This is a genomic window from Thalassomonas sp. RHCl1 (assembly GCF_947387555.1).
In the GTDB taxonomy this organism is placed as follows: domain Bacteria; phylum Pseudomonadota; class Gammaproteobacteria; order Enterobacterales; family Alteromonadaceae; genus Thalassomonas.
On the sequence record NZ_CANDNZ010000007.1, the window covers coordinates 1 to 13,240 of the forward strand.

The 13,240-nt window shown below is 45.3% G+C and carries 13 protein-coding genes and 2 rRNA genes; 9 read left to right on the forward strand and 6 right to left on the reverse strand.

What is annotated here, in order from left to right; genetic code table 11:
* The first annotated feature begins 125 nt into the window (after window positions 1-125).
* The 4 genes from rrf (QL234_RS19025) (at window position 126) to QL234_RS19040 (ending at window position 2,108) form a co-directional block, all read left to right on the forward strand.
* Window positions 126-240: ribosomal RNA gene (rrf, locus tag QL234_RS19025) — 5S ribosomal RNA — on the forward strand.
* Between the two features lie 107 nt (window positions 241-347).
* A 5S ribosomal RNA gene (gene rrf, locus QL234_RS19030) occupies window positions 348-462 on the forward strand.
* A gap of 157 nt (window positions 463-619) precedes the next feature.
* Window positions 620-1,588 (forward strand): elongation factor P--(R)-beta-lysine ligase, encoded by a 969-nt coding sequence (gene epmA / locus QL234_RS19035; protein ID WP_281559376.1) that lies wholly within the window; start codon window positions 620-622, stop codon window positions 1,586-1,588.
* 124 nt (window positions 1,589-1,712) lie between these two features.
* Window positions 1,713-2,108 carry a MerC domain-containing protein gene (locus QL234_RS19040; protein ID WP_044836065.1) on the forward strand — a complete coding sequence of 132 codons (396 nt, stop codon included), beginning with the start codon at window positions 1,713-1,715 and terminating at the stop codon, window positions 2,106-2,108.
* A gap of 25 nt (window positions 2,109-2,133) precedes the next feature.
* On the opposite strand, the gene glnG is transcribed toward QL234_RS19040, so the two are convergent.
* From glnG to glnA, 4 genes are all read right to left on the reverse strand, one after another.
* The gene (glnG, locus tag QL234_RS19045; protein WP_281559377.1) at window positions 2,134-3,534 is read right to left on the reverse strand and encodes a nitrogen regulation protein NR(I); all 1,401 of its coding nucleotides are present in this window, start codon (window positions 3,532-3,534) and stop codon (window positions 2,134-2,136) included.
* On the reverse strand, window positions 3,524-4,612 hold the full coding sequence (gene glnL, locus QL234_RS19050) for a nitrogen regulation protein NR(II) (RefSeq protein WP_281559378.1): 1,089 nt from the start codon (window positions 4,610-4,612) through the stop codon (window positions 3,524-3,526). The genes glnG and glnL overlap by 11 nt, the downstream gene beginning before the upstream one ends.
* 93 nt (window positions 4,613-4,705) lie before the next feature.
* Window positions 4,706-5,212 (reverse strand): DUF4124 domain-containing protein, encoded by a 507-nt coding sequence (locus QL234_RS19055; protein WP_044836067.1) that lies wholly within the window; start codon window positions 5,210-5,212, stop codon window positions 4,706-4,708.
* Window positions 5,213-5,326: 114 nt separating this feature from the next.
* On the reverse strand, window positions 5,327-6,733 hold the full coding sequence (gene glnA, locus QL234_RS19060; protein WP_044836068.1) for a glutamate--ammonia ligase: 1,407 nt from the start codon (window positions 6,731-6,733) through the stop codon (window positions 5,327-5,329).
* Window positions 6,734-7,076: 343 nt separating this feature from the next.
* On the opposite strand from glnA, the gene typA reads away from it, so the two are divergent.
* The gene (gene typA, locus QL234_RS19065) at window positions 7,077-8,894 is read left to right on the forward strand and encodes a translational GTPase TypA (RefSeq protein WP_281559379.1); all 1,818 of its coding nucleotides are present in this window, start codon (window positions 7,077-7,079) and stop codon (window positions 8,892-8,894) included.
* A gap of 413 nt (window positions 8,895-9,307) precedes the next feature.
* Complete coding sequence (locus QL234_RS19070) at window positions 9,308-9,484, forward strand: hypothetical protein (RefSeq protein ID WP_281559380.1); 177 nt, start codon at window positions 9,308-9,310, stop codon at window positions 9,482-9,484.
* A 92-nt stretch (window positions 9,485-9,576) separates the two neighbouring features.
* Here the strand turns inward: QL234_RS19070 and QL234_RS19075 are convergent, their stop codons facing one another.
* Window positions 9,577-9,798 (reverse strand): hypothetical protein, encoded by a 222-nt coding sequence (locus QL234_RS19075; RefSeq protein WP_274051335.1) that lies wholly within the window; start codon window positions 9,796-9,798, stop codon window positions 9,577-9,579.
* A 122-nt stretch (window positions 9,799-9,920) separates the two neighbouring features.
* On the opposite strand from QL234_RS19075, the gene QL234_RS19080 reads away from it, so the two are divergent.
* The 3 genes from QL234_RS19080 (at window position 9,921) to dtd (ending at window position 12,412) form a co-directional block, all read left to right on the forward strand.
* Window positions 9,921-10,910, forward strand: a complete 990-nt coding sequence (locus tag QL234_RS19080; RefSeq protein WP_281559381.1) for a virulence factor BrkB family protein — start codon at window positions 9,921-9,923, stop codon at window positions 10,908-10,910.
* 99 nt (window positions 10,911-11,009) lie between these two features.
* Window positions 11,010-11,978, forward strand: a complete 969-nt coding sequence (pip, locus tag QL234_RS19085; RefSeq protein ID WP_281559382.1) for a prolyl aminopeptidase — start codon at window positions 11,010-11,012, stop codon at window positions 11,976-11,978.
* Window positions 11,975-12,412, forward strand: a complete 438-nt coding sequence (dtd, locus tag QL234_RS19090) for a D-aminoacyl-tRNA deacylase (RefSeq protein WP_281559383.1) — start codon at window positions 11,975-11,977, stop codon at window positions 12,410-12,412. The genes pip and dtd overlap by 4 nt, the downstream gene beginning before the upstream one ends.
* 20 nt (window positions 12,413-12,432) lie before the next feature.
* On the opposite strand, the gene QL234_RS19095 is transcribed toward dtd, so the two are convergent.
* Window positions 12,433-13,188, reverse strand: coding sequence for a hypothetical protein (locus QL234_RS19095; protein ID WP_281559384.1), 756 nt, complete (start codon window positions 13,186-13,188; stop codon window positions 12,433-12,435).
* Window positions 13,189-13,240 lie beyond the last annotated feature (52 nt).

Genomic DNA, 13,240 nt, shown 5'->3' on the forward strand with positions numbered 1-13,240 from the left:
GACCCGTGAGGCTTAACCATACAACACCCAAGTGGTTTTGTAGATAAAGCTGACAAACAAACATCACGTACACATAGCATTGAATAAGTAAAATATATATCGTTTTCCAAGATTGACTGTTTTTGTCTAGCGACAATAGCAACGTGGTACCACCTGATCCCATGCCGAACTCAGAAGTGAAACGCGTTAGCGCCGATGGTAGTGTGGGAGGTCCCATGTGAGAGTAGGACATTGCTAGACTTCTAATTACGAAAGCCCGGTTCAAAGAGCCGGGCTTTTAAATTAAAGTAATTTATTAGCTAATTTATTTTTCTGAAAGAAAGTTATCTAACAAATTACAGTTTTTGTCTGGTGACAATAGCAACGTGGTACCACCTGATCCCATGCCGAACTCAGAAGTGAAACGCGTTAGCGCCGATGGTAGTGTGGGAGGTCCCATGTGAGAGTAGGTCATTACCAGACTCTTATTAAAAAACCCGATTCGAAAGAGTCGGGTTTTTTGCTTTCTACTTTTTGCTTTTTATTTTTTACTTTCGAAAAGTAAATTTTCCTTTAACATAACCGATAGTTTTTCTTAGCGGCTAGTTTTTTAGCAGCTCATTTTTTAACAGGTAATAATATGATTTCGTGGCAAGCAACACTTCAATGGCAAGATGCCAGGCAAAGGGCAAAAGTATTACAGCAGATTCGAAGCTTTTTTACTGCCCGTGATGTCGTCGAAGTTGAAACGCCATTGTTGTCACAAGGCACCATTACTGACCTGCACTTAGATGCCTTTTCTACCCGCTATGACTACCTCTGTGAGGGGCCTGCAAGCCTCTATATGCAAACATCGCCAGAATTTGCTATGAAGCGGTTATTGGCCAGTGGTTATGGTGATATCTTTCAACTGTGCAAGGCATTTCGTGATGAAGCGCATGGCAGCCACCATAACCCGGAGTTTACTATTTTAGAGTGGTATAGGCTGGGTTTTGATCACTTTCAGTTAATGTCTGAAGTTGGCGATTTGTTAGAGCAGATCTTAGCCTGCAAACAGGCAACAAAAATCAGTTACCAGCAGGTATTTTTAGACAAGGTGAATATTGACCCATTAAACACAAACATTGCTGAGTTGTTGACACTTATCAAGAGATATGATAAATGCAGCGACTGGTTGCTTCAGGAGCAGGATATTGACACATTATTACAGTTTGTTTTTTGTGAAATTATAGAGCCTGAGATAGGCTTAGAGGCTCCCTGCTTTGTTTATCACTTTCCGGCATCCCAGGCATCCCTTGCTAAAATATCTGCCGATGATAGCCGGGTGGCAGAGCGTTTTGAATGTTATTATCAGGGGCTTGAATTGGCCAATGGTTTTCATGAACTCACTGATGCTCAAATACAAACGAAACGTTTTCATCAGGATAATGCTAAAAGGCTTGTCAGCGGCAAAGAAGAGAAGCCGCTGGATGAAAGGTTTATTTCTGCACTTGAACATGGTTTGCCGGACTGTGCCGGGGTTGCTTTGGGAGTTGATCGCCTGGTGATGTTGGCCCTGAAAAAAGACAAGATCAAGAATGTCCTTTCCTTTGCGGTAGATCAGGCATAAAATTTAATTAATGTTATAATATATCAAATGTGATATTATCGCGTTTATAGATGATTTTCTTTTTCTTCATTTGTATTCATCACTAGTTACCACCGTTTACCAGTAAATAAAGGTTCAGGCAGAAATGTTAGATAAATTTGGTATCACAGCGGCATCCTTATGTGCCCTACATTGCATACTGTTGCCGGTACTGCTTCCAGCTTTACCTTTGCTTGGCTTGAGTTTTCTTGCTGATCATGCGTGGGAGCATGTTTTTCTGATGGTAACGGCGGCATTGGGCAGCATCGCCTTGTTCTCCGGTTATAAGCGTTACCACCGCCGTTTATATCCCTTTTACTTGTTATTTATAGGTGTGGCTGTCTATTGGCAAAAACATGACTTTTCAGCTGAAGTACAGCCCTTCTTAATTTTTATCGGCACGTCGTTGATTGTTGCGGCACATTTTATCAATTTAAGACTATGCAACAGCTGTAAGCAATGTACCGACCATGAATGCCACTCAGTTGTGGAAACTGACTAACTCAGCTTCTTCTCTAAAAGGAAATTTAGAGATTTAAATCTTTAAGTTTCCTGGTCAAGGTATTTCTGCCCCACCCCAGTTTTTTCGCTGCTTCCTGTTTATGTCCCTGGGTATAGACCAAAGCACGCTCTAGCATAATTTTTTCAAATTCGGGTAATACTTCATCGAGTATTGCGGAATTGCCCTGGGATAATTGTTCGTCCATCCAGCTGCCAAGAGCGCTTTTCCAGTTGATTGAGGTACCTGGGCTGGAGATTTTCTTTTCGGTCAGCTCAGCCGGTAAATCTTCAACCAGGATTTCTTGTCCGCTGGCCATCACAGTGAGAAAGCGGCAGATATTTTCCAGTTGCCTGACATTGCCCGGCCAGTCGCATTGTTTAAGGAAACTCACGGCATTTTTATGCAGTGTTTTTGTTTCTACCCCGAGTTCATTAGCGGCCTGCTTGAGGAAGTGTTCACATAGTTGTTCTATATCTTCTTTGCGTTCTCTTAAGCTTGGAATATGAATACGGATGACATTGAGACGGTGAAAGAGATCTTCCCTGAATTCACCATTGACGACCCTTTCCTCGAGGTTTTGGTGGGTTGCGGCAATGATCCTGACATCCACCTGGATGGGGGAGTGACCGCCGATGCGGTAAAACTGGCCGTCAGCGAGTACACGCAGCAATCGGGTTTGGATATCCAGCGGCATATCGCCGATCTCATCCAGGAATAGGGTGCCGTTGTGGGCCTGTTCAAAGCGTCCCTGTCTGACGGTATTGGCGCCGGTGAAGGCGCCTTTCTCATGGCCAAAAAGCTCGGTTTCGATCAATTCTTTGGGGATGGCCGCCATATTTAAGGGAATAAAAGGCGCATTGGCGCGCGGGCTGTGAATATGCAAGGCATGGGCGACGAGCTCTTTACCTGTACCGGACTCACCGTTTATCAGCACGCTGATACTTGAGCGCGACAGACGGCCGATTGCCCTGAAGACTTCCTGCATTGCCGGGGCTTCGCCAATGATGCCGGCAGCTTCGGGCGTAGCATTGGCCGCCTGGTTTTGAACATTTTGCTCTCTGGCATGCGTCAGGGCCCGTTTGGTTAAGGCCACCGCATCGTCAATATCGAAGGGTTTAGGTAAATATTCGAATGCCCCGCCCTGATAGGCATTTACGGCACTGTCTAAGTCTGAATGGGCGGTGATGATGATCACCGGGATATGGGGGTGCTGGGCACTCACGGTTTCTAATAAGGTCATGCCGTCGGTCTTTGGCATACGGATATCGGAAATTATGACTTCCGGCTGGCCGTGATCTAAGGCAATCAATAAATTTTCGCCGTTATCAAAGGAGGCGGTGCTGATATTGGCTGCGGCAAAAGCTTTTTCTAATACCCAGCGAATTGAGCTGTCATCATCAACAATCCAAACTTGTTCAGTAATCATTAAAGTTCTCTTCCGTTAAGGGTAATAAAATAATAAATTCGGTACGGCCCGGGTAGCTGTCGCAGGACAACTTGCCTTTATGTTGGTTGATCAGGGTTTGTGCAATCGACAGGCCTAAGCCGGTACCATTCGGGCGTCCCGACACCATGGGATAAAACAGGGTGTCCTGGATATGGGGGGGAATGCCCGGGCCATGATCGATAATGCTGATTTGCGCCGACAGTTTTATCCGTTTGCCGTTGATGGTCTGATTGCTGGTGACCCGGGTTTTAAAATAAATATGGCTGGAGTCGTCCACTGCCTGCACGGCATTACTGACGATATTTAAAATTGCCTGCTGCATTTTTTCCTGATCAAATTCTACATCCGGAATAGAAGGATCGTAATCCCTGATGAATTTGATTTTTTTCGGGTTATTAAAACTCACCAGTTGATTAACCTTTTCCAGTACCAGGTGAATATTTTGTTTGGTCATATTCGGTAACTGGTTGGGACCAAGCAGGCGGTCAACCAGGTTGGTTAACCTGTCGGCCTGCTCGATGATCATGGTGGTGTATTCCTGCTGCCCTGAGGACAGCTCTTTATGCAGCAGCTGGGCGGCACCCCTTAATCCCCCTAGGGGATTTTTAATTTCATGAGCCAGGCCGCGGATAAGGTCCCGGGCCGACTCCCACTGTTGTTGCTGAAAGACTTCGATGCTGATTTGTTTTTGCTGGTCGATTTTTTTAAATTCCAGCAGCACATGACTTTGGCGGTCAAACTCTACCGCAGATAGGGTAATTTCGGCGGTGAACTGGTGAGAACCGGCAATATGCAATAATACATCGCTGTCGGTAAATTCCTGCCCTGTGGCCACGAGTTGCTGTAATCGTTCGTTATCAATGGAGGTATTACTGAATACCGCCTCAAAAGCCAGGCCTCTTAATTTATTCTGGCTCCGGTTTAATAAAGCTTCTGCGGCGGGGTTGGCATATTGGATGGTGAATGCGTGATCGAGTATCACCACAGCCGTTACCAGTTGGCCGGGTAACAGCTGTTGATAATCTATTTTTTGTTGATTTTCACATATCTCGTGCAAGACAGAACCCCGATGCACCAAAAAGGTGCATAAATAAATTTTAGTTTACTCAATAATGATCAAATATGCACATAAACAAGGCCAATCGCTGTGTTACTTCGATGCCCGGTGCATATAAAAAACAATCGGTTTAGATGATGCAATAACCTTGCCCTGATTGTTGATTAAATCCATTTTAATTTTATGCTCGCCGCGGTCGATATTACGCAGGACAAACATGGAATGATCCTGAGGCTCCTGGTAGGGGGTGTTGTCGAGATAAAGCTGTATTTTTAAGCCTTTTTTGAAGATAGGTTTAATGCGTCCGGCGACATACACTGAGCCGGTATTATCCCTTACCGTGGCATTATTTTCCGGTTGGCTGATACTGACTTGATATTTTTCTTCAATTGCCTTGGGTTTAATATCTAAAATGGAGGTATCTACTGAGGTGAGCTGATCGTTTTTGTTTTCAACTTTAACTTCTTCAGCCCCGGGTCTTGGTGTGTCGGAAAAAACCAGTACGCCTTGCTCATTGCGCCAGACATAAATCTTGGTGGAGGTGGCTTCGACCGCAAAAGATAATAAAACCGCTAACAATACACTTAATCTTTTGATCATGGCGCAGCATTTTCCAATTCCGTTAGAACATCAATTTACCTAAATTATAGATAACAGGCAAAAAAAAGCTCACCGGAGTGAGCTTTTTTCTTACTTTGATTAAAGTGTTATCGGTTAAACACTGTAATACATGTCAAATTCGACCGGGTGGGTGGTTGAGTTCAATCTTTCGACTTCATCACGTTTCAGGTCGATGTATGCCTGGATCATATCGTTATCCATAACGCCGCCGGCGGTGAGGAATTCATGATCTGCTTCCAAGGCATTAAGCGCTTCTTCGAAAGAGGCGGCTACCTGAGGGATCTCAGCGGCTTCTTCGGCAGGCAGGTCATACAAATCCTTATCCATGGCATCACCAGGGTGGATTTTGTTTTTAATACCGTCAAGGCCGGCCATTAGCATCGCCGAGAAAGCCAGGTAAGGGTTACCAGTCGGATCCGGGAAGCGTACTTCAATACGGGCAGCTTTCGGGCTAGGCACCATAGGAATACGGATAGAAGCCGAGCGGTTACGTGCCGAGTAGGCAAGCATTACCGGCGCTTCGAAACCCGGGACCAGACGTTTGTATGAGTTGGTTGAAGCATTGGTGAAAGCATTTAATGCTTTAGCATGCTTGATAATACCGCCGATGTAATAAAGGGCTGTTTCAGATAGTCCGCCGTATTTGTCGCCGGAGAATAAGTTCACGCCGTCTTTGGCCAGCGATTGGTGACAGTGCATACCGGTACCGTTATCACCTACTAAAGGTTTCGGCATAAAGGTCGCGGTTTTACCGTAGGCATGGGCAACGTTGTGTACTACATACTTATAAATTTGCACTTCATCGGCTTTGTTAACCATGGTATTGAAACGACAGGCAATTTCATTTTGACCTGCAGTGGCTACTTCATGGTGATGGGCTTCAACCACCAGGCCCATCTCTTCCATGACTAAACACATGGCTGAACGTAAGTCCTGTGAAGAATCAACCGGGGCTACCGGGAAGTAACCGCCTTTCACGGTTGGGCGGTGGCCGGTATTGCCGTCTTCATATTCAGTACCTGAATTCCATTTCGCTTCTTTGTCATCGATAGAGTACATAGAGCCACTCATATCGGTATGGAAACGAACATCATCAAAAACGAAGAATTCAGGCTCAGGACCAAAAAGTACGGTGTCGGCAATGCCGGTGCTGCGCATATATTCTTCGGCGCGTCGTGCTACCGAGCGAGGGTCACGGCTGTAGCCCTGCATAGTGGTCGGCTCTAAAATATCACAACGGACATTTAAGGTAACTTCTTCGGTGAAGGGGTCTAATACTGCACTGGCAGCATCAGGCATTAATACCATGTCAGATTCGTTGATTCCTTTCCAGCCGGCAATAGATGAACCATCAAACATTTTTCCTTCTTCAAAAAAGTCTTCATCAATTTGATGATGAGGAAGGGAAATATGCTGCTCTTTACCTTTGGTATCAGTAAAACGAAGGTCAATAAATTTGACATCGTGTTCTTTGATTAAATCTAAAACGGCTTGTGACATTTATTGTCTCCAGTATTATTCGTTCGTTAATAGTAAATGTGTTTTTCCAGTTATCGAATCAATAGCCAAGTTCATGCCAAAAGTTAAGTTGTTGATATTTTTGTTTTTTAAAAAGTGTTATGTTTCTCTGTGCACCAAGTTGGTGCGTTAGATGTTCTTTATTGGTGCATAACCCCTTTTTGGTGCAAAACCTGGTTTTTTTACTGCATTATTATTCGCTTCAGTACTTTAGCAGATCGATTGTGATAAATACGTGATCAAAGATAAAAAAACTAACGTTTTCTTTGTTGTTAATACTCCTGTACAATATGCGCCCAAATTATATCCCTATGAGCAAAAGCCAGTGTTAGATAAATTACGCAATATAGCCATCATTGCCCACGTTGACCATGGTAAAACCACCTTAGTTGACAAGCTACTCGAACAGTCGGGTACTTTAGATTCACGAACCGGACATGACGAACGTGTGATGGATTCTAACGATATCGAAAAAGAACGCGGTATCACCATCCTAGCCAAGAACACGGCGATTAACTGGAACGATTATCGTGTGAACATCGTTGACACCCCGGGTCACGCCGACTTCGGCGGTGAAGTAGAGCGTGTTATGTCTATGGTGGATTCGGTATTATTGATCGTTGATGCTCAGGAAGGCCCTATGCCGCAAACCCGCTTTGTTACCCAAAAAGCGTTTGCTCAGGGATTAAAGCCAATCATCGTTATCAATAAAATTGATAAGCCGGGCGCCCGTCCTGACTGGGTAATGGATCAGGTTTTTGATCTGTTTGACAACCTGGGTGCTACCGACGAACAGTTGGACTTTAAAGTGGTTTATGCTTCGGCACTAAACGGCTGGGCTTCACACGAAGAAGGTGTTGAAGGCAGCGACATGACGCCGTTATTTGAAACGATTGTTTCTGAAGTACCGGCACCGGCTGCCGATATTGACGGTCCTTTCCAGATGCAGATCTCACAGCTTGATTACAGCTCTTATTTAGGTGTGATCGGTGTTGGCCGTATTATGCGTGGTAGCGTTAAGCCAAACCAGCAAGTCACGGTAGAAGGTGCTAACGGCAAACTACATAACGGTAAAGTAGGTAAAGTTTTCGGTTATCTCGGACTTGATCGCCATGAAACCGAAGAAGCCAAAGCCGGTGACATCATTGCTATTACCGGCCTGGGCGAGTTAAAGATTTCAGATACTATCTGTTGCCCGAGTGAAGTAGAAGCTTTGCCGGCATTATCGGTTGATGAGCCTACTGTTAACATGACCTTCCAGGTAAATACCTCGCCATTCTCCGGTCAGGAAGGTAAATATGTTACTTCCCGTAATATTAAAGACCGTCTGGAAAAAGAACTGGTACATAATGTTGCCCTGCGTGTTGAACAGCTTGACGATCCGGATAAGTTTAAAGTATCCGGTCGTGGTGAATTACACTTAGGCATCCTGATTGAAAACATGCGTCGTGAAGGTTACGAATTAGCTGTTTCTCGTCCTGAAGTTATCATGAGAGAAATTGATGGTGAGTTGCAGGAACCCTATGAAACCGTCACCATAGATGTTGAAGAAGAGCATCAGGGACCGATCATGGAAAAAATGGGTGTTCGTAAAGCGGAACTCACCGATATGGCCCCTGACGGTAAAGGTCGTATCCGTATGGACTTTATCATGCCAAGCCGTGGTTTAATTGGTTTCCAGACTGAATTTATGACCCTAACTTCAGGTAGTGGTTTGATTTACCATACTTTCTATGAGTATGGTCCTCATAAAGGCGGCGAAATCGGCCAGCGTGTTAACGGTGTGATGATCGCCAATGCCACAGGTAAAGCATTAACCAATGCGTTATTTAACCTGCAAAGCCGTGGTCGTATGATGATAGGTCACGGTGTTGAAATATACGAAGGCCAGATCATCGGTATTCACAGCCGCGATAACGACTTAACGGTTAACGCCCTTAAAGGCAAGCAATTAACCAACGTACGTTCTTCCGGCGCCGATGAAGCGCAAATCCTGACGCCGCCTATTCTTATGTCGCTTGAGCAGGCATTGGAATTCATTGATAACGATGAGTTGGTAGAAGTTACACCTGAGAATATCCGTATACGTAAGAAGTTCTTGAAAGAGAGTGACCGTAAACGCGAAAGTCGTGCGCCTAAATAAGCAAGCATAACCTGGTTATTGCGAATCAAGCCGACAGAGAATATCTGTCGGCTTTTTTATACATGGAAGTATTTATCCAGCGGGCTCAGGATGAGCAGGAGCCGGGTTATACATGAAAGTATTTATCCTGTGGACTCAGGATGAGCTGGAGCCGGGTTATATCTGGAAATATTTATCCAACGGACTCAAGGATGAGTAGGCGTCGAGGACAAGTAGTCAGCTTATATGTTCCGGGTTGTAAGCGTTGAAAACGCCTTAATTTGCCCGACTGGAGTTAATTAAGATATCGGCTAAACTGATAAGGAAATGAGTACGCTATATTGCACTTAGCTGTTGTCTCATCAGCCCGCGAGCAGTTGCATAGCAGGAAGCACTGTTTAAGTTAACCTAATTTACAAAAGGACTTGGTCACTATGTCTCCGGATCAACTAAGGGCTTTAAAGCAGCTTCGCCAGTTATTTGAAGAAGGGCGGGCGAATCCCCAACAAATCAAACAACTCTCTGATTTACTTTCTTTAATTAACCAGCAAAGGCCTGTGCCCAGGGACTGGGATGCGGATATAAATGACAGTAGTGATAAGAAAGTGTGATATTGCCGAATTTTATGCAACTAAGTTTCAAATCGTTGTCAGTTGCTTAGCATCGTTTTAGCGTATCAGGCAGCTTCCTTGCCATGCTCGCTTTAATCACTTGCCTTAAAACGTGCTGCATCAATAATAGACCATAGGTGGAATACACCGGCAATGATCGCCGGGATCACCAGCCACCAAAGCGCATATCCGCCAACGACTATGATGGCAAATATTAAAGCGGCGATGATGCGCCCTTGCACTAATTGTCCTAACCCCGGAAAAAACAGATTACATATTGCGGCGATAACATTACCGCCTGAGCCTTGTGCCATTGGTTTCCCTCTATCGTTGTTTAATTAAGTCTATGTTTTCATTTAATAACAATCACCAGGTTTCGCAATTGCGGCGAATGTGGTTATCATAGTATATCGAAAGGGCTTTCTGGAAACCTTAATTGTTAAAAATTATTAAAAACTTTAATCGCAACTCTTACCTGTCTCATCAAAAGACACTGGTACAGTTTGCCGGTTATTTGCTCAATCGCCTGCAGCAGGAGCATATCCATGTGGTGGCGGGTTACCTTGCTTATGTTACCCTGATGTCTTTGGTGCCGCTAATGGTGGTGATGCTGTCGGTGATGACGGCTTTCCCGATCTTTGCCGATATCCGGCAGATCATTGAAGAGTTTGTTTATAGTAATTTTGTGCCCACCGCCGGTGATGTGGTGCAACACCATATTTCCGGTTTTGTTGATAATGCTTCTAAAATGTCTGCGGTCGCCATTACGTTTTTATTCCTGTTTGCCCTCTTGCTGATCTCCGCCATTGATAAAAGTTTAAATAAGTTGTGGCGGGTGACGGAAAAAAGGCGGGTGATTACCTCGTTTTCCATGTACTGGATGGTGCTAACCTTGGGGCCTGTGCTGGTAGGCAGCAGTATCGCAGCCACTTCCTATATTGTTTCCCTGGTCTCCATCGGCGATTATGATATTTTCGGGCTTGCCAATGTTTTTTTGCGTTCCTTGCCCTTGTTGGCCTCTATCGCTGCCTTTGTGATCCTTTATATGGTGGTGCCCAATAAGATCATTCCTTTTAAATATGCCCTGTCCGGTGCTACCCTGGCGGCATTATTGTTTGAACTGGCGAAAAAAGGCTTTGCTTTTTATGTGACGCAATTACCGTCTTATCAGGCGATTTACGGGGCGTTGGCCAGTATTCCAATTTTATTTCTTTGGGTGTATCTGTCCTGGTTGGTGGTCTTGATCGGCGCCTTGTTTACAGTGTCGTTACAGGGCTTCTTTGAGCCGGAAAAGCGAGCAGCAAGGCAGGCAGAGATGCAGGGGAGAAAAGACACAGCAAAACTGGCAGAAGCTCAACCGGCAGCATTAACACAGCCGCCGGAAAAACCGGATAAAGCACTGCTGTCACAAAAACAAGAGTTATAAAATTAATCGGCACAACTCCCTCCGGCTGTTGTGCCGCTACTCCCTTTAATACGGTAATTGGTATAAGCTTATTGAATGCTTCCCTGGAAGGAAAAGTTTATGTCGCGCACCTTATATCCCAAAATATCTGTGACTTCTCAGCAGTGGCTTGATGTCGGGGACGGGCACCAGATCTACCTGGAGCAATCGGGTAATGAAAAAGGCATTCCTGTGGTCTACTTTCATGGCGGGCCCGGGGGCGGCTCCAGTGAAAATCACAGGCGTTATTTTGATCCGCAGCTGTATCGTATTATTTTGTTCGACCAGCGTGGTTGCGGGCGTTCAAAACCCTCCCCCAGCATAGAAAATAACACCCTGGATCACCTGATTGAGGATATCGAACTTATCCGTGAGCATCTGGGCATTAAGCAGTGGTTGGTTACCGGCGGCTCCTGGGGCACAACGTTAGCATTAGCTTACGGTATCCGTTACCCCGGCCGGGTGTTGGGATTTATCCTGAGAGGCGTTTTTTTGGCCTCGGCAGCAGAATGTGACTGGTTGTATAAACCCGGCGGTGCTTCCTGTTTCTATCCCGAATATTACCGGGAATTTGCCGGCCATCTCGGGGGGAAATATAACTCGGATGTGCTCGGCGGTTATCACCAGCTGTTATCCTCGGAAAATGAAGTGGCCGTCATTGCCGCCAGTAAAGCCTGGTACCTGTGGGAGTTGCGTTTATCCACCATAGAGCATGCCCATATTGGTATGGCCCAGGTAGAAGATACCCACCAGGCGTTATGTATGGCGGTGATTTCCAGTTTTTATTTTACCCGGCAATGTTTTATGGATGAAAATTATATTCTCGACAATATCAGTCAAATTCAGGATATACCGGCGATCTTGTTACACGGGCGTTATGATATGGTGTGCCAGTTGCATATTGCCGATCAGCTCTGTCAGCAGTGGCGAAATGCGCAATTGCAAATATTGCCCTGCGCCGGACATAGCGGATTTGAAACACAAACTATTGATGCTTTTTGCAAAGCCACCGATACTATGGCAAATTTTTTAACAGAAAAAGAGTCATGATCGCCTTATTGCAAAGAGTCAGTGAAGCCAGTGTTAGCGTAGAAAATAAAATTGTCGGCGAAATCAACCAGGGATTACTGGTCTTGCTCGCTATTGAACCGGGAGATAACGAAGCCAAAGCCAAGCGACTGGCAGAAAGGGTGGCCGGTTACCGGATTTTTGAAGACGAACAGGGTAAGATGAACCTGAATGTTAAACAGGTGAACGGCGACATCTTAGTGGTTTCCCAGTTTACCCTGGCTGCGGACACCAGCCGTGGTATGCGTCCAAGTTTTACCTCGGCTGCCGCTCCCGAGCTCAGTGAAAGCCTTTACCAATATTTTTGCGGGCAATTAAGAGAGTTGGACTTTACCGTGCCCACCGGCATTTTTGGCGCAGATATGAAAGTGGCGCTGGTCAATGACGGCCCGGTGACCATTAACCTGAATATCTGATAGCTGCCATTCCCCTGAAATTATCCTTCTTGTCCCGCTTGCCAGCACTTTAGCCAGGGCGGGATAAGCTTGGGCGGTAAATAACCTCCGGCGAGATATCCTGTCCCGTTTAGCTGCCAGGATTTGGGCAGCAGCTGGATAATGACATTGCGGTAGCGGGCAACCGTGAAATAATATAACCGGTGACTGGTGTGCCTGTGACTTAATTGTTTCAGCAGCAAGGTGAGTTCTGGAGTCGAAGGCTCGGGCAGGTTAATGGAAAAACAGCTGTCCGGAGTGAGTGTTTTTAGCAGTAATTGCAGTAAAGTATCGGGGGGATTGTTTGGCACTTTCGGCGGCTGGTAAATATCATAAATAATCCAGCTATGTTTGCCTGAACTGTGGTGCTTGAACCAATGATTGATATCGGCATGAATAATCTGGTTTTCCTGAGATAATGGATTGAAATAACGCAGGAAACAGTCAATAACGTTTTGCTCGTATTCGATAGTGAGCAAATCAATAGCCGGTGCTATTTTTTTCAGAAAACGCGAAAGGTTACCGCCGCCAAGTCCCAGTTCTATTACCTGTTTGGGCCGAAAAAATAGCAAGGGTAGCAGTAAGGCATTATGATGGGGCAAGGTCAATTGCCAGGGGCGGCTTTTCAGCATCAGGCTTTGCAGTACCCGGGAGCAGGTTATCCAGCGGTAATAAGCATTTTCATAAACAGAAATCGCCTCCCGCTCCTGATTGAAATAAAGTAATTTTTTTTGCTGAAACTGAGTCGGAAGCCGCATAAAAAAGAATGAATAATAACAAGCTGATAAGAACATATAGGATAAAGCATAG

Excerpts from the sequence above, each read along its gene's own strand:
- epmA (WP_281559376.1), top strand. The coding sequence starts at position 620 with ATGATTTCGTGGCAAGCAACACTTCAATGGCAAGATGCCAGGCAAAGG.
- QL234_RS19040 (WP_044836065.1), top strand. The coding sequence starts at position 1,713 with ATGTTAGATAAATTTGGTATCACAGCGGCATCCTTATGTGCCCTACAT.
- glnG (WP_281559377.1), bottom strand. The coding sequence starts at position 3,534 with ATGATTACTGAACAAGTTTGGATTGTTGATGATGACAGCTCAATTCGC.
- QL234_RS19055 (WP_044836067.1), bottom strand. The coding sequence starts at position 5,212 with ATGATCAAAAGATTAAGTGTATTGTTAGCGGTTTTATTATCTTTTGCG.
- glnA (WP_044836068.1), bottom strand. The coding sequence starts at position 6,733 with ATGTCACAAGCCGTTTTAGATTTAATCAAAGAACACGATGTCAAATTT.
- QL234_RS19070 (WP_281559380.1), top strand. The coding sequence starts at position 9,308 with ATGTCTCCGGATCAACTAAGGGCTTTAAAGCAGCTTCGCCAGTTATTT.
- QL234_RS19075 (WP_274051335.1), bottom strand. The coding sequence starts at position 9,798 with ATGGCACAAGGCTCAGGCGGTAATGTTATCGCCGCAATATGTAATCTG.
- pip (WP_281559382.1), top strand. The coding sequence starts at position 11,010 with ATGTCGCGCACCTTATATCCCAAAATATCTGTGACTTCTCAGCAGTGG.
- dtd (WP_281559383.1), top strand. The coding sequence starts at position 11,975 with ATGATCGCCTTATTGCAAAGAGTCAGTGAAGCCAGTGTTAGCGTAGAA.
- QL234_RS19095 (WP_281559384.1), bottom strand. The coding sequence starts at position 13,188 with ATGCGGCTTCCGACTCAGTTTCAGCAAAAAAAATTACTTTATTTCAAT.